General features: G+C 51.8%; 19 protein-coding genes and 1 tRNA gene. 3 read left to right on the top strand and 17 right to left on the bottom strand.

Features of this window, described 5'->3' with window-relative positions; translation table 11 throughout:
* Nucleotides 1-83: 83 nt before the first annotated feature.
* The 3 genes from AZF00_RS07675 to gltX all read right to left on the bottom strand — a co-directional run bounded on the left by AZF00_RS07675 (nt 84) and on the right by gltX (nt 2,223).
* On the bottom strand, nt 84-362 hold the full coding sequence (locus AZF00_RS07675; protein WP_008247580.1) for a polyhydroxyalkanoic acid system family protein: 279 nt from the start codon (nt 360-362) through the stop codon (nt 84-86).
* A 178-nt stretch (nt 363-540) separates the two neighbouring features.
* Nucleotides 541-616, bottom strand: a tRNA-Ala gene (locus tag AZF00_RS07670).
* A gap of 110 nt (nt 617-726) precedes the next feature.
* Nucleotides 727-2,223 carry a glutamate--tRNA ligase gene (gene gltX / locus AZF00_RS07665; protein ID WP_008247578.1) on the bottom strand — a complete coding sequence of 499 codons (1,497 nt, stop codon included), beginning with the start codon at nt 2,221-2,223 and terminating at the stop codon, nt 727-729.
* 133 nt (nt 2,224-2,356) lie between these two features.
* Between gltX and dusA the strand changes: the two genes are divergently transcribed.
* The 3 genes from dusA to AZF00_RS07650 are packed head-to-tail and all read left to right on the top strand — an operon-like array spanning nt 2,357 to nt 4,767.
* Nucleotides 2,357-3,340, top strand: coding sequence for a tRNA dihydrouridine(20/20a) synthase DusA (gene dusA, locus AZF00_RS07660; RefSeq protein ID WP_008247577.1), 984 nt, complete (start codon nt 2,357-2,359; stop codon nt 3,338-3,340).
* A 25-nt stretch (nt 3,341-3,365) separates the two neighbouring features.
* Nucleotides 3,366-4,316 carry a transaldolase gene (gene tal / locus AZF00_RS07655; RefSeq protein WP_008247576.1) on the top strand — a complete coding sequence of 317 codons (951 nt, stop codon included), beginning with the start codon at nt 3,366-3,368 and terminating at the stop codon, nt 4,314-4,316.
* A gap of 1 nt (nt 4,317) precedes the next feature.
* Nucleotides 4,318-4,767, top strand: a complete 450-nt coding sequence (locus tag AZF00_RS07650; RefSeq protein WP_008247575.1) for a tellurite resistance TerB family protein — start codon at nt 4,318-4,320, stop codon at nt 4,765-4,767.
* Here AZF00_RS07650 and AZF00_RS07645 read toward each other — a convergent pair.
* From AZF00_RS07645 to AZF00_RS07580, 14 genes are all read right to left on the bottom strand, one after another.
* Nucleotides 4,764-5,252 carry an STAS domain-containing protein gene (locus tag AZF00_RS07645; RefSeq protein ID WP_008247574.1) on the bottom strand — a complete coding sequence of 163 codons (489 nt, stop codon included), beginning with the start codon at nt 5,250-5,252 and terminating at the stop codon, nt 4,764-4,766. The genes AZF00_RS07650 and AZF00_RS07645 overlap by 4 nt on opposite strands.
* 4 nt (nt 5,253-5,256) lie before the next feature.
* Nucleotides 5,257-6,438 (bottom strand): PP2C family protein-serine/threonine phosphatase, encoded by a 1,182-nt coding sequence (locus AZF00_RS07640; protein ID WP_008247573.1) that lies wholly within the window; start codon nt 6,436-6,438, stop codon nt 5,257-5,259.
* Nucleotides 6,439-6,519: 81 nt separating this feature from the next.
* On the bottom strand, nt 6,520-7,239 hold the full coding sequence (locus AZF00_RS07635) for an MlaA family lipoprotein (protein ID WP_231856194.1): 720 nt from the start codon (nt 7,237-7,239) through the stop codon (nt 6,520-6,522).
* 92 nt (nt 7,240-7,331) lie between these two features.
* A complete protein-coding gene (locus AZF00_RS07630) occupies nt 7,332-8,069 on the bottom strand; it encodes an HvfC family RiPP maturation protein (RefSeq protein ID WP_008247571.1) in 738 nt (245 codons plus the stop codon).
* Nucleotides 8,069-8,923: an HvfB family MNIO-type RiPP peptide maturase gene (locus tag AZF00_RS07625; protein ID WP_008247569.1), complete on the bottom strand. Its 855-nt coding sequence runs from the start codon at nt 8,921-8,923 to the stop codon at nt 8,069-8,071. Before AZF00_RS07625 ends, AZF00_RS07630 begins: the two co-directional genes overlap by 1 nt.
* Nucleotides 8,924-8,967: 44 nt before the next feature.
* A complete protein-coding gene (locus AZF00_RS07620; RefSeq protein ID WP_008247566.1) occupies nt 8,968-9,420 on the bottom strand; it encodes an HvfA family oxazolone/thioamide-modified RiPP metallophore in 453 nt (150 codons plus the stop codon).
* 125 nt (nt 9,421-9,545) lie between these two features.
* Nucleotides 9,546-13,484, bottom strand: coding sequence for an ATP-dependent RNA helicase HrpA (gene hrpA / locus AZF00_RS07615; RefSeq protein ID WP_231856193.1), 3,939 nt, complete (start codon nt 13,482-13,484; stop codon nt 9,546-9,548).
* Nucleotides 13,485-13,550: 66 nt separating this feature from the next.
* Complete coding sequence (locus tag AZF00_RS07610) at nt 13,551-15,245, bottom strand: AMP-binding protein (protein ID WP_008247563.1); 1,695 nt, start codon at nt 15,243-15,245, stop codon at nt 13,551-13,553.
* Between the two features lie 127 nt (nt 15,246-15,372).
* Entirely contained in the window at nt 15,373-15,852 is a 480-nt protein-coding gene (locus AZF00_RS07605; protein ID WP_008247562.1) for a hypothetical protein, read from the bottom strand.
* A gap of 48 nt (nt 15,853-15,900) precedes the next feature.
* Nucleotides 15,901-16,884 carry an oligopeptide/dipeptide ABC transporter ATP-binding protein gene (locus AZF00_RS07600; RefSeq protein ID WP_062383509.1) on the bottom strand — a complete coding sequence of 328 codons (984 nt, stop codon included), beginning with the start codon at nt 16,882-16,884 and terminating at the stop codon, nt 15,901-15,903.
* A complete protein-coding gene (locus tag AZF00_RS07595; protein ID WP_008247559.1) occupies nt 16,881-17,864 on the bottom strand; it encodes an ABC transporter ATP-binding protein in 984 nt (327 codons plus the stop codon). The genes AZF00_RS07600 and AZF00_RS07595 overlap by 4 nt, the downstream gene beginning before the upstream one ends.
* Nucleotides 17,861-19,171: an ABC transporter permease gene (locus AZF00_RS07590; RefSeq protein WP_008247557.1), complete on the bottom strand. Its 1,311-nt coding sequence runs from the start codon at nt 19,169-19,171 to the stop codon at nt 17,861-17,863. Before AZF00_RS07590 ends, AZF00_RS07595 begins: the two co-directional genes overlap by 4 nt.
* Nucleotides 19,171-20,118, bottom strand: coding sequence for an ABC transporter permease (locus AZF00_RS07585; RefSeq protein ID WP_008247554.1), 948 nt, complete (start codon nt 20,116-20,118; stop codon nt 19,171-19,173). Before AZF00_RS07585 ends, AZF00_RS07590 begins: the two co-directional genes overlap by 1 nt.
* 3 nt (nt 20,119-20,121) lie before the next feature.
* Nucleotides 20,122-21,654, bottom strand: a complete 1,533-nt coding sequence (locus tag AZF00_RS07580) for a peptide ABC transporter substrate-binding protein (RefSeq protein ID WP_156474853.1) — start codon at nt 21,652-21,654, stop codon at nt 20,122-20,124.
* Nucleotides 21,655-21,802 lie beyond the last annotated feature (148 nt).

The following is a 21,802-nucleotide window of genomic DNA, read 5'->3' as shown; positions in this document are numbered from 1 at the left end:
CACATAACAAGCTTTAGAACAGGCCAGCACTCAAAAATTCCCCACAAACAGAATTTCTTGCTTAATCAATGATTAATATAGGTTTAGCCCAGCTTTTCCGCCATCGACCGAGCAATTTCACTCTGTATTGTCGACTTAAAGGCGCCCATCATTAGCCCTAGCTTTATTTCCACTCGAACCTCGGCCGGCTCAAGTGAAATGCGCCCCTTTATACCAGAGCGCTGCACCACAAGCTCATCGTCATTAACCCAGCTGGATTTAAGCTGATATTTATCGTCCAGTTTAATGGCAAGTTGCCGAATCAAATCACGCAGCTCTTCCGGCGTTTTATTATGGCTTTGACGAAGAGAAATAGTCGACACGAATTAAACACCTCTTATTAACGAGTTTACCCTTAACATCAATAGCTAGTATGCCACAGTCGCTTATAGCGAAATCAATAAACTACAAGCCACTTAAACCACGGACTCCACATAGCTGTATATAAAAGACTTTTCTTCAGGCAAAAAAAAACCGCTTTTCAGCGGTTTTTCAAAACTTTGGTGGAGCTAGGCGGGATCGAACCGCCGACCTCTTGCATGCCATGCAAGCGCTCTCCCAGCTGAGCTATAGCCCCAAAGCAGAGGATGCGCATATTAATGATCACCCTAAGCCTTGTCAACAAGTGGATGAAAAATCTCGTTAAATTCTTTGCGCCACCCACTCACACACAAAGAAAAAACCTTGTTATGCGCGAGCCTCGCAAGCCTGCTGATAACGTTTTTCGAGTTTTTTAAGGCGCTTTTTGCCCACACCGCCCAACACCTCTACCGCGTGACGCAAGCGCGCGCGACTCATATCTGGACCGAGTACCTCCATAGAGTCAACTACCGAAATTGACGACGTAGTGCCTGCAATGGCGATAAACAGCGGCGGCATAAAATCTTTTAACTTTATACCCAAACCGTCTGCAAGAGACTTAATTTCAGCAAAAATAGCATCGCGCTGCCAATCGTTCAGGGCCTCCAAGCGCCATGCTGCGCACTGCAACAAAGTGAGTAGCTCCTCTTCCTCTAAGTTCGAGGCGGCAAAACTCGCTGGCGTCAGTGGCAACATACCGGACAAGAAAAACCCAGCCAAGGGCGCCAAATCACTAAACACCTCAATGCGAGACTGCACATGGGGAATCATTTTCATCAAGGTATCGCGATTCAATGCCCAGGCTTGCAAGCGATCAGCGAGCTGCTCTGGACTGCAGTCTTCGCGCAGCCACAGACCATTGAGCCAGCGCAGTTTCTCCACATCGAAAATCGGCCCACCCAAACTCACCCGGGTGATATCAAAATGCGCAATCATGGTCTCAAGACTAAACTTTTCGCTCTCATCGGGCATAGACCAGCCCATACGCCCTAAATAATTTAACATTGCCTCGGGCAAAAAGCCCATACGCTTATAATAATTGATGCTTGTCGGGTTCTTACGTTTACTGAGCTTACTTTTATCCGGGTTGCGCAACAGCGGCAAATGACACAGCACTGGCATTTCCCAACCAAAATACTGATACAGCAATTTGTGCTTGGGCGCCGAGTTTATCCACTCTTCGCCACGGAGCACGTGAGTGATCGCCATTAAATGATCGTCAACCACATTGGCGAGGTGGTAGGTTGGCAAACCGTCAGACTTCAGCAGTATTTGAGCGTCGACCTGCCCCCACTCCAGTTCAATTTTGCCTCGCAGCATGTCATCGATCTCGCAGTGGCCGTCATCTTCTGGCACAAACATACGAATAACGTAAGGCTCACCGGCGGCCGCTCGGCGCGCGTTCTCAGCATCGTCTAATTTTAAATCAGAGTATTTAAGCGCCGTGTGACCGCCCGCTTCGCGACGAGCTTCACGCAGTGCATCTAGCTCTGCTGGCGTTCGGTAACAGCGAAAAGCATGGCCTGCGGCAATCAATTGCTCGCAGTGCTCACGATATATCTCGCTGCGTTCACTTTGCCGATAAGGCCCGTGGGGACCGCCCACATCCGGACCTTCATCCCAATCCAAACCCAACCAGCGCAGCGAATCAAAGATCGCCTGTTCCGACGCCGCTGTCGAGCGCTGCTGATCGGTATCTTCAATGCGTAGCAAAAATTCCCCACCCTGACTTTTGGCAAAGCAATAATTGAACAAAGCGATATAAGCAGTACCCACATGTGGGTCACCGGTGGGCGATGGAGCAATACGAGTGCGAACAGTCATGGAGAGTTTATTACCATTTGAATACAATAGGGTTTTCAGCCCGCCACCAATAATGGCAGCAAGCTCATGCTGGGGTCATTATACGTGTCGACACGGCCAATATTCATCCATCCGCAGAGGTATTTCAGCGCAGATGAGCAAAAAAATTCTCGACCGTCGCTTCTGCGTCGCCCCGATGCTGGATTGGTCAGATCGCCACTGCCGCGTTTTCTGGCGTCAACTTAGCCATCACGCAGTACTGTATACCGAAATGATCACCACCGGGGCATTGATTCACGGCGACCACAAGCGTCATTTAGATTACAGCGATATTGAGCACCCTGTCGCGCTCCAGCTTGGCGGCAGCGACCCCGAAGCCCTCGCAATATCAGTGCGCATGGCCGAGCAATGGCATTACGATGAAGTTAACTTAAATTGCGGCTGCCCCTCCGACCGAGTTCAAAACGGCTTTTTCGGTGCATGCTTAATGGCCCGACCCACTTTAGTAGCCGATTGCGTTAAGGCAATGAAAGACGCGGGCGACCTCCCGATTACCGTAAAGCACCGCATCGGGATTGACGAACAAGAGGGCTACGGGCCGCTGCAAGAATTTGTTGGCGCCATTGCCGACGCCGGAACTGACGCCATTATCGTTCACGCTCGCAAAGCCTGGCTCCAAGGGCTAAGCCCAAAAGAAAATCGAGAAATACCGCCCTTAAATTACGATTTGGTATACCAACTTAAAAAAGATTTCCCTGACTTGGAAATTATCATAAACGGCGGCATCCAAACCCTTGAAGATGCCCGTTCGCAATTGTCATATGTCGATGGCATTATGATGGGCCGCAGTGCATACCAAACACCGTATTTATTGGCTGAGGTAGATGAACACTTTTACCAGCAAGCCGCGACAGGCAAAACTCGGCGTGACATTATTCACGACTTTTTGCCTTATATTGAAGCGGAGCTGAGCAAGGGCACCCGGCTCAATCATATGACTCGGCATATATTAGGCCTCTTTAATGGCCAAGCTGGCGGCAAGCTATTTCGTCGCCATATCAGTGAACATGCGCACCGTCCAGGCGCTGGCCTCGAAGTCCTCCACGACGCCTTGGCCTTTGTAGAGCGCAGCTGGTAGCAAACTAAATAAAGGATTAACAACAATGAGTAATAAACTCGAGCAGTTAAAGGCAATGACCGATGTGGTTGCCGATACCGGTGATATAGAAGCCATCGCCCGCTTTACGCCGCAGGATGCAACAACCAACCCTTCTTTAATTCTAAAGGCTGCAGCGCTTCCCCAGTACAGCAAACTAATTAGCGACATCGTCTCGAGCAGCCTTAAAGATCGCAGCAACCCTGAACTGCTACAGCGCGCGGCCACTCAACTCGCGGTAGAAATTGGCGCCGAAATCACCAAACTGGTGCCAGGCAAAGTATCTACTGAAGTAGACGCTCGCCTGTCCTTTAATACAGCCGCCATGATTAACGAAGGTCGGCGCATCGTTGAGCTTTATCAAGCAAAAGGTATCGATAAACGTCGCCTACTGATAAAGATAGCCTCAACTTGGGAAGGTATTGAAGCGGCGAAGGTACTTGAGCAGGAAGGCATTGAGTGTAATCTAACCCTGCTTTTCAGCCTTATGCAGGCCGCAGCGTGCGCCGAAGCCGGTGCCACCTTAATTTCACCGTTTGTTGGTCGTATTCTCGACTGGCACCTAGCCCATGGCGCCACACCCGCCAACGCCGATGAAGATCCCGGCGTGCAATCGGTTAGCGCGATTTACAGCTATTACAAGCAACACGGTTATCAGACCATTGTCATGGGCGCTAGCTTTCGCAACTGCGGCGAGATCGAAGCACTGGCCGGCTGCGACCGACTTACCATTAGCCCCGCCTTGCTGAGTGAGCTAAAAGACGATTCCGGCACACTCCCCCGCCGCCTTACACCCGATATGGCGTTCACTCCCCACGCCAAACTTGCCACCAGCGAAACCGACTTCCGCTGGGCAATGAATGAAGACGCCATGGCCACTGAAAAATTGGCAGAAGGTATTCGCGCCTTTGCGGCAGACCAAGTCAAATTAGAAAGTTTATTGCGGGAGTGGAAGTAGCATGTTCGAAAAACTAATGCAGCTGTTCACGGTTGCTGACGACAGCACTGGCGATGACAAAATGACGCTAGAGCTGGTCACTGCCGCCCTGCTACTTGAAGTCAGCAAAGCTGATTTTCAGGAAGATCCTGCGGAAATTGACAAAATTCGCACTATTTTACTGCAGCACTTTTCGGTGAGTCTTGGTGATATCAATGCGTTTATCGATCAGGCTAGGAATACCAGCGCGGACAGCACCTCGCTTTACCCTTTTACCCGCTACATTAATGACAACTGCAATAATATTGAAAAATACCAGCTTGTCTTAGCACTGTGGGATGTTGCACTGGAAGATGGTCGAATAGACAAATACGAAGATCACCTGATCCGTAAAATAGCCGATTTAATTTATTTGCCCCACAGTGAATTTATCAGGGCTAAATTAAGCGTGATTGGCAAGGAAACCAGCTAAAAGCACTGGCCTTCCAGCAGGGAAACTAACTCTCTAAATTTAGCGTGGTTACTCTCACTTAAGCCCATCAACGTCCGATGGGCTTCAAGCACCCGCTCCCGAACACCTTCTTCGCTGGCATCCAGCACCGGCAACTCGCCAAGATCTTCATCATTTAACAGGGGTTCTTGGCGAATACGGAACACGCGATCAAAGCCCATGCTCTGTAGCACGCGGGTAATATCGGGATTAGTAGATAAAATCAAAGGCACGAACTGGAATTTTTCCTTCGCTTTAATCGCTAATTTAGCTAGCAGCCCCAAGGTCGTGCTATCGACGTTGATGGCATCAGACAAATCGACGACCACACTGGCAAAGCCCTCTACCGAGAACATCTCGTCAAAGAACTCGTCCAACGTGGTACAAAGGGTCAGCCGCACATCGCCAACCAGCTTTATAACAAAGGCCCCGTCCTGTCCCGCTACTAATATTCGACCAGGCTGCATTCGCCTATAACCTACTTACTACTAAAATTGCGATATCGTCCGGAGCCTCATCTATATCGAATAAACCAAAGACCTCGGCGAGCTCGATTGAGGAGTTTTGACCCTGCTTTAATAAATCGAGCAGAAGCTGTTCTTTATTTTCCAAGGTGTCGCTGTTCAAGACCTCCAATATACCATCAGAGAATAGACTCAGCACAGCCCCCGGCGGAAAACTGATCATATGGTCACTGAATTGGGCATCAGTAAACAGGCCAACCGGCATATCATGCTCCGGTAAGAATGTCGCCGTGCCATTAACCGCAAGCACAGGAGCAGGCAAATGACCGGCAACCGAATAAGACAATTGATTACATTTTAAATCGAATGCCCCCACACAAAGGGTGACATGCTTGCCAATGCCCATTTCAAGCAATTCGCGATTCGCAATCGCCAGCATTTTGGCTGGCGACAGTATGGCGGTCGACCCACGATGCAAAAAATCACTGCGCTTGCGCGCAAAGAGGTTCTTCAAGAACACCGTAACAAAGGCTGAGCTCGCGCCATGCCCTGACACGTCAGCAACAAAAAAGACGGCGTGATCTTCCCCGACCACAAAATAGTCGACAAAATCACCGCTCAGATAGAGCGACGGCAATATATAGTGACAAAATTGATAGTTCGCTATTTGCTTGGGGGTATCTGGCAGAAGCAATTGCTGCACGTGCTTACCGGCTTGCTGATCCTGCTGTAACAGGGTCAAGCTCTCCAATAACTCTCGGTTAGCACTTTCTAATTTATTACGGTACGCCAAATTTTCGCGCTTTAAGGCACCCCGCTCCAACGCCCGATCGAGTACATGCTTTATAACAGCATGTTTTTCAGTCGGTAGCATCAGGTAGTCGCTTGCACCATGGCGCACTGCCGCCAAGACGTCGGCCATACTCTTGCGGCGAGAAAGGCCGATAAGAGGTAGCTCGCGCGGGTCTGCGGCCATTTTTCCCAGCAAATCTATACCGCGATCCTCCGGAAAATCGATATCGATCATAACGATATCGATATCTTCTTCACGGAAACTCGGCATCGCCAAAGCGCAGTCCGCGATAGACACTACGTCCATACCGAGTTGTTCTAGGGAGGCTACGAGCTGAGCTTGAATTGCATCGGTCTGCTGAACCAGCAGTATCCGATGGGGTAAGGAGTTATTCATTCAGCCTTTTTACCCGCAACGGGACAGACACACAAGCAGCAATCGTGTGGAGGAATTACAGCCTTCTGGACGAAAACTCTATTAGAAGTCGAATGACTCGAAATCTTCGTCGCCAAAGTCATCTTTGAGCTGACCGTCATTTATCAAGAACTCTCTACGCTGTAGATAGGCATCTTTGAAAAAAGTGTATTTATCACCCGACACAAGGCCTTCGGTGCCCAATAAACTCGCCCTAACTTGCAGTAAATCCAATAAGCTCATACCGTAGCGCGCCGCTTCGGGGTCAACTGCGCCCGTCACTGACACGTAGGAATCAACGCCTTGACCGGCACCATCGCGGAGGTTGCTCGGCCCTAAAAACGGCAACACCAAATACGGCCCAGGCCCAACGCCCCACACGGCCATTGTTTGGCCAAAATCTTCAGATTCGCGTTTTAAACCAATATAGCTAGCTACATCAAAAAAGCCGATGACGCCAACGGTAGTATTAATAATAAAACGACCACCATCCACAAGCGCGTCACTGGCTTTACCCTGCAATAAATCATTGGCCATATTTTTGATTTCGCCAATATTATTAAAGAAATTGGCGATACCCTGATCAACAATTGCAGGCGTAACCTGGCGATAGCCTCGGGCAACTGGCTGCACCAAGTATTCATCGGCCGTATTATTAAAAGCAAATACCCCGCGATTGAAACCTTCCCAAGGGTCACGGGGATCGCCGTCACTCTCTGCGTTCACCCCAGCCACCCCTAGTACTGAGAACAACATCAGCAAAGCACAGACTTTTCGTTGCATTGGCATCATCTACCCAAATCACTCTTTAAGTCTAAAACCGGCCAATACTATACCTAATAGGTCAGAAATTGGCACCAATTGGATTATTACCACTAATTCACCAGCAAAATATCCAGTTCCCGCATCTGGGCTAAAATCTCGCTACCAAAACCGACCACCGAGGCGTACTCAACGTGCAACTCACGCGCAATTTCAGCGAGAATTTCAGCACCATTTAATTCTGGCCGCTCAACGATAATGCTCAGCAACCTCGCCGTTACCTGATTGATTTCAAGAAACTGCACCTCGTCCTGGCGGTTTCGGTACACCACGATAAATGTCGGTTCAGCGCTCGGCGCTGTAGGCTGAAAATCACCACTAATGTGCTGAACCGGAAACTGGTAAGCCAAGGACCAGGCAAGTGGCGATACAGCCCAACAAAGCTTAAGTACATCTCCCACCGGCACGGCTGGGGGTAATTCTTGTTCGGCAATGTCTAAGGCCAGCTCCACCCATTCGTAATGGGCCAACTCTCGCAAGAACACGGGATCAGTTTGTGAGTCTCGCTCCTCACCAAGATAAGCGAGAAACTCCTCAGCAATCTGCAAAAAATAAGGACTTTGGCAGCGGTGACGACACATAAAATCTCGGACCAAGCTATACCATGCATCGTCGCAATATAAACTTCGGCACACCGGGAATCCGTTGCTGAGAAAGCCCTCAATATTATTAAAGAACAGATCTCGATAAATCGCCATCCGCCGAGCTTCTATACCTTCTGGGCCTGAACAAGTATCAGGGTCGCGTACAAAGCGCGTCATACTCGCTTGGATTTGCTGAAAGGCCATCATTACTCCGCGCACCCACTGCTAAGGGCGCCGGCAAAATCCACCTTCGCTTGTGCTTGACGAATTTGCTGTACTTCCTGCAGTAGGTCCGCCATCGCAGGAAAGTTAAAATCCCGCTCTAATAACGTCGGCAGCGGCCCACAGAGTCGATAGGCCTCATCAAGTAAGGCCCACACCGGCTCAATAACATCAGCCCCGTGGGTGTCCACCCGCAAGTCTTCAGCCTCATCAAAATGCCCGGCAATATGAATATAACGCGCTCTCGCCAGGGGTAAGGACCGCATAAACTGGTAAGGATCGTAATTGTGATTTACGCTATTCACAAAAACATTATTCACATCGAGCAGCAAATCACAGTCGGCCTCTGCCAGTACCGCGTTGATAAATTCGCTTTCAGACATTGCCTGGCCTGGCGCCGCATAATACGAGGCATTTTCCAATAAAATTCGCTGCCCTAACACATCCTGAACCTGCCGAACCCGCGCCGCCACGTGGTGTACCGCCTCTTCCGTAAAGGGAATGGGCAATAAATCATAGAGCTGACCTTCATCACCACAATAGGTCAGGTGCTCTGAATACAAAGGGCAGTCAAAATCCCGCATAAATTGTTTAATATCGCTTAATAAGCGGGTATCGAGTGGCGCGAAGCCACCAATATTTAAAGACAAACCATGTAGGTAAATTGGGTAGCGCGCTGCTAACTCCCGAAATGAGCGGCCGAAACGGCCGCCAATATGCAGCCAGTTTTCAGGGGCGACCTCAAGAAAATCCAGCTCCTTGCTCGCCAGAGATTTTAGCGCCGGCATTAAGCCGCGCCGCAAGCCCAAGCCCGCAAGTGCACTGGTTTGTTTACTCATGAGACTCGCCCATTCGCACTGACCGCCTGTTGGATATGAAGCCCCTAATTAGCCATGTGTCCGGCGCCACACTTACCTTCACCGCATTTGCCCTCGGTGGCTGCCTTGCTTTTATCGGCACCGCATTTGGCTTCTCCACACTTGCCCTCATGCGCGGCTTTGGCTTTTTCAGCGCCACACTTACCGTCTCCGCATTTACCTTCATGCCCTACTTTGGCAGCATCTGCCCCACATTTTGCTTCGCCGCATTTGCCTTCATGTGCCGCTTTGGCTTTGTCGGCACCACACTGCGCTTCAGTACCGGCCTTATCAGCGCCACATTTAGCTTCTGCTTTGGCGGCCTTATCGGCATTGCCCATCGCCAACTCATAGCCAGACGCCATCGCTTTAGCCGCGAAGGGGTTTTCACCCGCCATCGCCGGATGCATTGCGGATACCAAAAGCGCCGCGCCAAATGCAGCCGCCATTGGATTTTTAGTAAAGGCTTTCTGGGTCATTGTTATTCTCCATATCGGATCAGCAAGTAATTATTACGTCTACAACGACATGAGCATAGCAGTTTTAGCCAACACCATTCATACGCAGCTTTAGTCGAATTCGATCTAGCAAAATACAGACGCGCTCAATTCAATAATGTTACATCTTGCACTAAGGCTTTCCAGAGAACCTTTAAACGCTTTTCCGAAACCGGCGTTCGGGTGCCCATATTCTGAGCAAACAGCGAAATGCGCAGCTCCTCCAGTTGCCAACGATAATCCATTACCAGCCGGTGACGACGATGTTTGTCTGGCAGCTTCTTAACAAATTCTGAAAATTGCTGCTGCAGCGGCTCAAGCACCAAGGTCGACTGCCGATCTCGTTGATAGGCGCCGTCCAGTTTACTAATCCGCTGCAAAATTGCTTGTAAATAACGCGGGTATTGCGCCAGTTCATCGCGACTGAGGTCGGTGATAAAACCATCAAAAAACAAAGCGTCTAACTGACGATTGATGTCATTGATACTATGGATCCAGCTAAGCGAATTCAGCTTTTTAAGGCTGCGACGAATATCCGCGTAATTGGCCAGTATTTTATTTAACAACTCAGCGCAGGCCTCGGCATCGGCAACAAAGCCCGCGCGCCCCTGCTCCCAAACTTGTTCAAATTCCGTCTGGGTGTGGGGCAAGTTCTCCTCGCTCAATGCAAAGCAATTTTGGCTTGCAGCGAGCAGACAATCTTCCAACCAACGCTTTTTTTGCTCACCCACCGCAGACAATTGTAATTGAACCGTGTTGCTGCGAAACAAGCTCGCCCGCAAGCTCTTGCACTGCTGAGCCAAGCGCAATAAGAGTAGGCGCTGAACGCCGCGCAAATTTGCCTGCCGAGCGTCGGTCTCGGTCTCGGCAAGACTTAGTTCAACACTCTCGCCCTGATCCCGTAAACAGGGATAGGCGACCAAGGTTGCTCCGCCCTGCTTAAATTCGTAACGAGACTCTAAGCGATCGAAATCCCAACTAGTGAGAACCTTGGTTTCAAAGCCACTACCACGCTCTTCGGCAATGCCCTGCTGCACCTGCACCGCGAGCTCGGCGCACAGCGCCCGCAAATCGCGGCTTTGGGCCAGTAATTTACCGGCGTTGTCCAGCACCCGAATATTCATACGGTAAAAATTATCGATGTTATTGCGCGACCACTCGGCCACGTCGATTTGCAGACCGCTGATTTTGCGCAGCGCGTCCGCCAAGCTGGGCAATAGACCCACGTCATTGACCGCGAGCATTGGCAAGGCCTTGTCGACAAAGTCCGGCACCGGTACCAATTGTTTACGCTGGGCTTTTGGCAGATTTTTGAGCAGCGCAATGCACTTGTCTCGCAACAAGCCAGGTACCAGCCACTCCAAACGCCCCTCAGGTAGCTTTGGCAGATTCGCCAGCGGCACAGACACACTAACCCCGTCGGCGGGGTGATTCGGCTCAAAATGATAGCTCAGCGCCAGTATCATGCCTGCGCAGTGCAGGGTATCCGGGAACTGCTCCTCGGTGACATCGCTGCCGGCATGACGCATTAATTCGCCACGGCTCAAAAATAAAGTCCGTGGCGCTGCGGTGCTTTTTAACCAACTTTCCAGATGGGCGGCGGTAATGGTGCCCTCGGGAATACGCTCGTCGTAGTAACGAAATAACTCATCGTCGGATATGAGAATATCTCGCCGCCGAGCCTTGTCTTCTAGCTCACCAATCTCCGCAATCAGCTTGCGGTTGTGGCGAAAGAATTCCGCTTTACCCAGATAGCGCCCCTCCACCAAGGCTTGGCGAATAAGAATTTCGCGACTTTCTACCGGCGAGATCGGACCATAGTGCACCCGCTTTTTATCGCGAATCAGCAAGCCGTAAAGCATGGTCTGTTCGAAGGCCATCACCCGACCACTGCGACTATGCCAATGGGGTTCGTAATAGCTGCGTTTTAACAGCTCGTCGTTAATGCCAAACACCCACTCAGGATCAATTTTCGCCACACAGCGCGCATAGAGCTGGGTGGTTTCGGCTAGTTCGGCAGCCACAATCCATTTTGGCGCTTTCTTAAATAACGAGGAGCCGGGGAATATCCGCAATTTACGATTGCGCGCACCGAGATACTCCCGCTCTTCGTCTTTGCAGGCTATCTGGCCCAAAAAGCCCGGCAACAAGGCGCGGTGAATGCTGTCAAAATCAGCGGGCTCGCGATTGACCGGTAGCTTTAGTTGCCGACACATCAAGGTGATTTGGTGGTGGACTTCCCGCCACTCCCGCATCCGCGTCCACGACAAAAACTCCCGCTGACAGAGTTTGCGCCACTGGCTGGCCGACAATGCTTGGCGCTGCTCCTCGGCGTAGTCCCACAGGCCGACAAAAGCCATAAAATCGGAATCTGGCTGCCAAAAGCGACGGTGTTTTTCATCGGCAGCTTGCTGCTTATCCGCTGGACGGTCGCGAGGATCTTGAATACTTAACGCGCTGGCAATAATCAGCATTTCCCGCAAACAGCCGCCATCGGCGGCGGCCAGTAGCAAACGGCCAATCCGTGGGTCAACTGGAAAGCGGCCCAGTTGCTGACCGAGTTTATTGAGTTTACCGTCACGCACCGCGCCTAATTCGGCCAACAGCGCAAAGCCGTCGTTCACAAATTTGTTGTCCGGCGCGTCTACAAAGGGAAAGGCGCTGATATCCCCTAGTTTGAGCTGAAGCATTTGCAGTATAACGGCGGCGAGATTGGTGCGCTGAATCTCGGGTTCGGTATACACCGGCCGACTTAAATAATCTGCTTCGCTATACAGACGATAGGCAATACCCGCAGCCACCCGTCCACAGCGACCGGCGCGCTGATTGGCGCTGGCTTGCGATATCGCTTCAATCGGCAAGCGCTGCACCTTGCTCCGCACGCTATAGCGACTAATACGCGCGGTACCGCCGTCGATTACATAGCGGATTCCCGGCACCGTCAGCGAGGTTTCGGCGACGTTGGTCGCTAATACCACCCGCCAGCCCCGCCGCCCGCGCAAGTCAAAAATCCGCTGTTGCTCGGCGGTACTCAGGCGTGAGTACAGTGGCAGGACCTCTGCGCCCGGCAAATCGGCCTTGCGCAAATGGCGGGTCACATCACGAATATCCCGCTCGCCGCTGAGAAACACCAAGGTGTCGCCGCTGCGCTGGGCACCCTCAGCGATTAATTCGCGCAATACCGCTTCTACCGCCTCGCCAATATCATTGTCGGCACTCAGTTCTTCTTGGGGACGATAGCGATATTCAACGGGAAAGCTCCGACCAGACACTTCAATAACCGGCGCATTATTAAAGTGTTCAGAGAAGCGTGCCACATCAATGGTGGCCGAGGTGATGATCAGCTTTAAATCGGGGCGTTTAGGCAGCAGGGTTTTTAAATAACCCAGCAAAAAATCGATGTTTAGGCTGCGCTCATGGGCCTCGTCGATAATGATGGTGTCGTATTCACTTAAAAAACGGTCGCGCTGAATAGCCGCCAGCAAAATACCGTCAGTCATTAATTTGATATAGCTATTGGGCGAGCTAACTTCTTGAAAGCGTATTTGAAAAGCCACGCCCTCACCCAGGGTGGTATCCAGCTCCTCGGCCAAACGCTGGGCAACGGCCCGCGCAGCCAAACGCCGGGGCTGAGTATGGGCGATTAAACCGGCAACCCCACGGCCCATAGCCAAACAAATTTTGGGGATTTGCGTGGTTTTACCCGAGCCGGTCTCCCCCGCCACAACCACGACCTGGTGAGCGGCGATGGCCGCGCGAATATCGTCGACCCGCTGACTAACCGGCAAATCTGGCGGATACGCCACCGTCGGCAAATTAGCACGCCGTTGTAGAACTCTCGTTTGGGAGGCCGTAAACCGCTCAACCAGTGCTGCCAGCTTTTGACTAATGTCAGTACCCGCCGCCGCTTGTTGCTGCAATTGGCGACAGGCGCGACCAAGCGCGAAGCGGTCCGCTTGCAAACAGCTCTCTAGCTGCCCCATTAACGACTGCGGGTCCACGGCGACAACAGCGGCTGAGCTTATTTCTGATCGAGTTTCAGACATACATTCCAATAAAAACAAAAAAGGCGCCATTTGGCGCCTTTTTACGATTACATAACAGCTAAACGATTATTTGTTAGCCTTGGCGAGCTTGGCAAGCTCCTCGTCGCGAAGTGAGCGACGCAATACCTTGCCCACATTGGTCTTAGGCAGTTCGTCACGCACTTCAATATACCGAGGCATTTTATAGCCGGTGAGGCGTTCACGCAAAAATGCTTTTAGCTCAGTCACATCAATATCGCCTTTTTTAGCCGCGACAAAGATTTTAACCGCTTCCCCAGACTTCTCGTCAGGCACACCAATTGCCGCACATTCAGCAATATTCGGGTGTCCGCTTAAGACGTCTTCAATTTCATTGGGGTAAACATTAAAGCCAGAGACGATAATCATGTCTTTCATGCGATCGACAATGCGCATATAGCCATCTTCTTGCACAACAGCGACGTCACCCGTGTGCAGCCAGCCATCGATGATGGTCTTTTCGGTCTCGTCGGGACGCTGCCAATACCCCATCATTACCTGTGGGCCACGCACGCACAATTCACCGCGCTCACCAACGCCTTTATCGACACCTTCAACAACTATACGGATATCGGTGCCTGGCAGGGCCACACCTATCGTACCGATTTGATTATTACCACCCGGATTAATAGATACGACCGGCGAGGTTTCGGTTAGACCATAACCTTCGTAAACCTCGGCGCCAGTGACTTCCATCCATTCTTTCGCTGCGCCTGCGGTTAGCGCCATACCACCAGACATGGTGGCTTTCACCGAGGAAAAGTCTAAAGCCCGAAATTCGTCGTTATTGCACAGCTGCACAAACAGGGTGTTAATCCCGCTCATCCCGCTCCAGCGATAGCGCTTCATTTCTTTAATGACACTGCTAAGATCACGAGGATTAGCAATTAACACGCCGTGATTGCCCTGCAACATGACGCAGAACGACAGCATAAAGGAGTAAATATGGTATAGCGGCAGTGGCGACAGGAAGGTTTCTTCGCCTTCTTTAAGGCCAAAACTTTCAAACAGATTCTTACTCTGCAGAATATTAGCCATTAGATTGCGGTGGCTAATCATGGCGCCTTTCGACACGCCCGTTGTACCACCGGTGTACTGCAGCAATGCAACTTCTTCAGCACCAGGGTTTGCTTGGGTAAATTGCCCGCTCTTGCCCTTGGCTAAAACACTGCGATATTTAATCGCATTTTTAAATTTAAACTTGGGCACCATCTTTTTAACGTGTTTAACGACATTATTGATGAGTAGCCGTTTTACCGTTGGGTGCAAGTCGCCTATTTCAGTAACAATCACAAACTCGACTGGGGTTTCGTCGACAACCGCTGCCGCCGCTTCGGCAACATTGGCAAGGACGACCAGTGCTTTGGCGCCGGAATCATTTAGCTGGTGCTTTAGCTCACGCTGACTATAAAGTGGGTTGGTATTCACCACGATCAAGCCTGCGCGAATAGCGCCAAAGAGCGCTACCGGGTATTGCAAAATATTGGGCATTTGCAGGGCAATCCTGTCGCCCACACGCAAATTGGTGTTTTTTTGTAAATATGTCGCAAACTGCGCAGAGAGCTTATCAAGTTCGTTGTAAGTGATGGTTTCACCCATACACGACATGGCAGGCAAATCACCAAACTTGCTGACGCAGTAATTAAACATCGCCCCCAAATTCGCATGCTGCGTCAAATCCACATCGTCAGGCATGCCCACTTTCGCGCGTGCTGCTTTAATAACTGCTGCAATACTTTCCATTTCTGCTGACAAAGTCGCCCCCTAATATAGTGCTTGTTGTTATTGGCGCCGCACCCAAAAAATTCAGGCAAGCCGACCACTGATATTCAGCTAGGCAAGCTATCGACATTTGTATTCACTGTCAACACTAGCTATTTGCTGTTTTGACCTCTGCGGCCCGATATTGGTCAGGATCGATAAACATCAACTGTAATACCAATGCCCCCGGCCGCCGCAAATCCGCCCCCAGTACCAGTGCATTCAAGACCCCATCAATATGGGTCAGCGCAGGAATATTAAAGAGTAGTTGACTACCCTCGTCATCGCTCATTACCAAGGGCTCAGTTTTTGAATTAACAACCTTAGCTAGCTCTGCAGTTAAAAATAGCAGATGCTCTTTAAACGCACTGAAATTCAAATTACCTCGGAACTCTTGGGGCAATAATTGCAGTTTTATGCGCATTGTCGATTTATCGGGCATTGCCATATCGGACAAAATTAATTCTCGCCCCGCCTCCAGCTCACGGAAATAGCGTTTGGCTTCGGTACGCCCCGCATCGAGTAGGCCTGTTTTAAAAAGCGTTGCCGCTATAGCCAGCACACTCGGTGCATCCATTTTTACTTTCATTAATTATCGGTCCGTATTGTTAAATTTCGTTGAGCTCAGACCACAAGCTTACTTTCTGAGCTTTAAGATCTCTACATCTGCCAAGCGGTGGCAGGCCGCTTCAGTGTCCACTTTTGTCGCTCGCAACCACGGCGGATTGGCACCGCATGCTGGTTCGGCCATTGGGCAACGCGGCGCAAACCGGCAGCCACTGTCCGTGGCCAATGGTGCCTTGTGGCCCGCCGCTTTGCCAGTATTGGCAGCGATAACCTTCCGCGCCTTAATATTGCCATCTAAATGCGCCGCCAATAGTCGCGCGGTATAGGGGTGTCTAGGCCCCTCAAACAAGGCTGGGGTTGGCCCCAGTTCCACAATCTCACCTAGGTACATTACCGCTGTGCGCGTTGCTAAAAATCGCACCACCGCCAAGTCGTGGGCTATAAATAACATAGCGGTATTGTGCTCAGTTTGCAGCTCTTGCAATAAATTAATAATTTGCGCCTGTACCGACACGTCCAATGCGGAGACCGGTTCGTCGCAGATCACCAGTTTTGGCTCGGCAATAAATGCCCTTGCTATGCCAATGCGCTGGCGCTGCCCCCCGGAGAGCTCATGGGGGTAACGCTCACCGGCAGATTGGGGTAAACCAACCCGCTCTAGCCAATAACAAGCCTTGTCACGCGCCACGGCCCCCGTCACCCCTTGGCTCCACAGGGGTTCCTGCAGGCTGGCGAGAATCGTCATTCGCGGGTTCAGGCTGGCGTAGCTGTCTTGGAATACCATTTGAACCTGGGTGGACATCGCTTTAAATTGGCGACGACTATAATGACGTGGCATAGCTTGCCCGCCAATAATCAAGTCCCCCGCCGAACGCGGTTGTAAACCGGCAATAATTCGCCCCAAGGTCGATTTTCCGGAGCCGCTCTCCCCCACTACCCCCAAAACCTCACCGGCCTGAATGTCGAGGTTAACGCCGTCGACTGCCGCCAATAAGCCCTCACCGCTAGCAAAGTGACAGCGCAACTCCCGCAGCTGAACAATTGCCCCACTCATTGCTCGTTCTCCCGCCAGCGTGCCGGGTGTTCTGGGTGCCACAACCAACACCGAGCCTGATGTGCCGCGGTGGATTCGCAGGGAAAATTCGGCGGCAACTGATCGCAAATCGCCATGCGCTCACAGCAGCGCGCCGCAAAACCGCAGCCCTTAGGGGGGTGGCGTAAGTCCGGCGGGGTTCCGGCAATTGCCTCTAGGCGATGCGGGTTTTCCATATTCGGTACCGCACGCTTTAGGGCCTGGGTGTAGGGGTGGGCCTGGCGGCTAAACACATCTTGCAACGAGCCGGTTTCGACAGTTTGACCTGCGTACATCACCGACACAGAGTCGGCAATTTCAGCGACCACACCTAGATCGTGAGTAATAAATAACATCGCGGTGCCGCTGGATTCTCGCAATTCCCGCAAAATACTCAGCACCTCCGCTTGGACGGTAACATCGAGGGCGGTTGTTGGCTCGTCGGCAATCAATAACTGCGGCTCACAGACCACGGCCATCGCGATCATGGCGCGCTGTAACATGCCCCCAGAAAACTCAAACGGGTATTGCGCAGCGCGCTGGGCGGGGTTGGCAATGGCCAGACGTTCCAAGAGCGCAATGGCCCGCATACGCGCCTCACGCTTCGACAAACCCTTGTGAATGCGCAGAGGTTCGGCAATTTGACTGCCTATGGTCTGAGTGGGGTCGAGGGCGGTCATGGGGTTTTGAAAGATCATCGCGATCTCATTTCCCCTTATTCGACGCCATTCGCGTTCGCTCAACTGACGCATGTCGCGACCGGCAAAGTCCCAGCGCGCAGCATTGGTCTGCGCTGCAGGCGGCATTAAATTCAATAAACTCATAGCCGTTACGGATTTACCGCAGCCCGACTCCCCCACCAAGGCTCGGCACTCGCCCGGCGCCAAACTCAGGGATACATCACGCACTGCTTGCACCGGCCCGATACTCACCTGCAAATTGTCCAGCTCAAGTAACTTCATGCCTTTGCCACCCCCGCCCGTCGATCGGTGGCATCTCGCAAGGCGTCGCCGAGTAAATTAAAGGCCAACACCGATACACTGATAAACAATGCGGGCAGCAGCAATTGCCGAGGGTGGGACAATAAGGTTTTTATGCCGTCGTTACACAGCGCGCCCCAGGACGTGGTCGGCGGCGACACGCCCATACCAATAAACGATAAGAAGGCCTCGGTAAAAATCGCCTGGGGAATAGCAAAGCTAAACGCAACCAAGATCATCGGCAGGACATTGGGTAGCATATGCCTAAGGATGACTCGACTGGTGCTGACCCCCGCTAGCTTTGCCGCCTCAACAAAGGCTTGACCACGCAAAGCCAGCACCTGACCGCGAATGAGCCTGGCGCTTCCTGGCCAGCTCAGCATTAGCATGGCAACAATCAAGGGCATAATGCCGTTTTCACCCGGACCAATACCAAAGGCAACGCGAAATAAAATCATAAACAGCAAAAATGGCAGCGCGACGACAAAATCGACAAAGCGCATGGCAACTTGATCGACCCAGCCCCCAGCCAAGCCCGCAATTGCACCAAATATGCAACCAAAACTGATGTACAACAACGGCGCCACGACGCCAACAAACAGCGAGGTGCGACCACCCGCCATCAATCTGGCCAAAATATCGCGGCCCAAAGCGTCAGTGCCTAAAGGGTGTCCGGGCATTTCAAGCCATTTGGCATGACGGCTCGACTTGCCCACCGGCACCAAACCTTGCAGTTGCGCTTCAAACAACGATATTGCCGCTTCAGGGCGAACCTCACGCGCCAGCAGTAGCAAGCCGCTATCCGCATCGGCAATGGTATAACGGTAAATTTGGTAGCTCAGCTGTAATTGATCCTGATAGTAGGACTTATCCGTTTCCGCAATCGCCAAGCCCAAACCCGCCTTGTGGGCGGAGGCGCGGTACACTCGGTAACGCTTAACCCCCTCTATCTGCGGCCATTGCAGGCGGACAAACTCAGTATTGGCATCATGCACTACCAAGCTCTTCACCGGTTCGCTCACAGGCGGCTGCCACGGGCCGTTATCGCGGATTAAACGCACCGAATGCGGGGCGCTGGGGCCTGCCGATATTTGGGAGAGCCATTGCTGCGAGGGATCTTGACGCCACACCAGTGGCCCAATGCTCACAAACAATAATAGGGCGATCACTACCAATGAAGATAACACGACGGCGGGGGTGGCCATCTTCGGCAGCGGGACCGGTGCGATGTGTTCAAGGTCCTCACTCGCCCAAGTGCGCCGCGCAAAGCGGAATACCGACATCGCCATTAGCGACCACCCCCGCCATGGAGCCGAATACGCGGGTCAATTAGGCCATAACTGATATCCACCAACACCACCACCAAGACTAAGAACGCGCCGTAAAAGACTGTCGTGCCCATGATCACGGTGTAGTCCAATTGCTGAACCGCTTGCACAAAGTAACGGCCCAGACCGGGAATCGCAAAAATTAACTCCACCACAAAACCGCCCGTAGTCACCCCGGCAATCGTCGGCCCCAACTCAGTGACCACCGGCAATACCGCATTGCGCAATTGATGATGCCAAAACAAGCGCAAACCATGGACACCCTTGGCCTTGGCTGCGGTATTAAAATCTGCGCTCAAAACCTCCAACATCGAGGCTCGCATAATGCGGCTCAAATACGCCATGGTGCCCAAGCCCAAGACCAGCGCCGGCACCCAAATATGATTGACACTTCCCCAGCCAGCCACGGGCAGCAAGGTTTTGCCTGCGGCATTATTCATGGCCACAATAATTAACTGCGCCAAGCCAGCGATGACAAACCCCGGCACGGAAATCGCGGCAATAACCCCGATCATCACCAAACGATCTGGCCAACGATTCCGGTAATAGGCAGCCACAGTGCCCGCCGCCACCCCGCCGACCAGGGCAATCAGCACCGCGGCAAGGCCCAAAATTGCGGAAATGGGGAAATGCTTACTAATAATGTCGTTAACTTTGCGGTTTTCTTGGGTAAAGGAAATACCAAAATCACCCTGCAGCATATTGCCCAAAAACAACTGGTACTGCTCAATCAAGGGTTTGTCTAAACCGTAGCGCGCCTCTAACTGCGCTCTCACTGCAGGTGACATGGCCTTTTCTTGGGTCAAAGGGTCGCCCGGCACCGCGTGCATGGCAAAAAAGGTTGCTGTTGCGATAAACCAAATGGTTATCGCACCGGACAAAAGTCGCTTAGCAATAAATTTCAGCATGGTTTAGCGCTCGATCCATGCATAGCGAAACAAGGGATCGCCGCCAAAAATATTGCGGCGCACGCCGCGCAATCGCGGGTTTTGCACATACAGTGCGCCGTTTTCATAGGTGGGTAATATAGGCACGTCGTCAACCACAATGCGTTGGATCTGGGCCATGGCATTAAAACGCGTACGGGGGTCGTTACTGTTCTGGGCGACACGAATCCAGCGATCGTAGAGCGCGTTATTATAGCGGCCACGGTTATTGTCATTCCACGAGGCAAACAAATCGGCAAAGGTCATAATGTCGTCATAGTCTGGCCCCCAGGCCGCCGACACTAAATCGAAGTCGCCGCGCCGCATTTTTTCTAGGCGCTGTTTAAAAACCTGCTGGTCAATACGCAGCTCTATGCCCAAGCCATTTTTAAATAAATATTGATAGTACTCGGCCTCTTGCAAGGCGCGCGGACTGTCTCCTGCCAACAACATTAACGGCGGTATTTCACTTATTCCCAATTCAGCTTTGGCTTTGCGAATATAGGCCCGGGCTGCGGCAATATCAGGATCAACCCGCAAGACTGGGTACTCTTCGCGAAAGCTGCGCTTTAAACCCTTAACCGTAACCGGAAACAATGAATACGCGGGCTGAATACCCGGCAAGCCAATAATTTTATTTACCAGCACGGCGGGGTCAATCAAACGTTGAACCGCTTTACGAAAGGCCCGATTGGCCGTTATCCGACCCTCACGGAAATTAAACTCCAAAAAATAAAGGGAACCGGTGTGAAAATACTCAATATCAAAACCCCGTTTTACCGCCTCGCTTAATAGCCCGGTATCCAGCGGGGCCATGGCAATTTGCTGATCGCGAAATAGATTAAACTGGGAGCTTGGGTCGGCGGTAATATACGGCATATCAATTTCGTTAATCCGCACCGACGCCGAATGCCAATACTGGGGATTTTTACGCAGTTGCAAATGAGCGCCGTGTACCCACTTGGTTAATAGGTATGGCCCATTTACCGTAAGTTTATCCGCGTCGGCGGCATAGCGCCCACCCCACTGCGCCAACACATCCTCACGTAGCGGTAAAAACGTCATGAACGCCGTCAAGCTCAGGAAGTAGGGACAGGGGCTGCCAAATTCTACTTTTAGTTCAGTATCTGAAATGGCACGCACACCGAGTTCACTTGGGGCGAGTTTGCCCTCATTCACCGCCTCAGCGTTTTTAATTGGATAAAAAATAAACGCGTATTGTGACGCCGTTTTCGGATTTAAAGCATGCCGCCAGGCAAACACAAAGTCGTGCGCGGTCACCGGCTTGCCGTCGCTCCAGCGGGCGTCCTCTCGCAACCAGAAGTGCGCGCCATCGGCATCTAATTGCCAGCGCAGCGCCACACCGGGCGCAAGTTCACCGTCGGGGCCGTAGACGAGAAGGCCTTCCATTAAGTGCGCCAGGATAAAACTCGCAATTGTGTCGGTAGCCACCGCACTATTGAGGGTTGGCGGCTCAGTGGCGAGCGCCAAAGTGACCTTAGCCTTGTCTGCATCCACGGCCTGGGTCCACCCCTGACCGGCCACAAGCAGCAAAACACACACCGCAAGGCTGTTACACCACCGTTTCCAAATCAACAAAATTTATACACCAAGGTTTTGCTCATATTCACTGTTACAATACTTTCCCTGCTAGTGCTGACATCCA

The organism is Zhongshania aliphaticivorans (assembly GCF_001586255.1).
Taxonomy (GTDB): Bacteria; Pseudomonadota; Gammaproteobacteria; order Pseudomonadales; family Spongiibacteraceae; genus Spongiibacter; species Spongiibacter aliphaticivorans.
The sequence above is the reverse complement of the archived record's forward strand: the minus strand, read 5'-3'. Positions and strand labels throughout refer to the sequence as shown.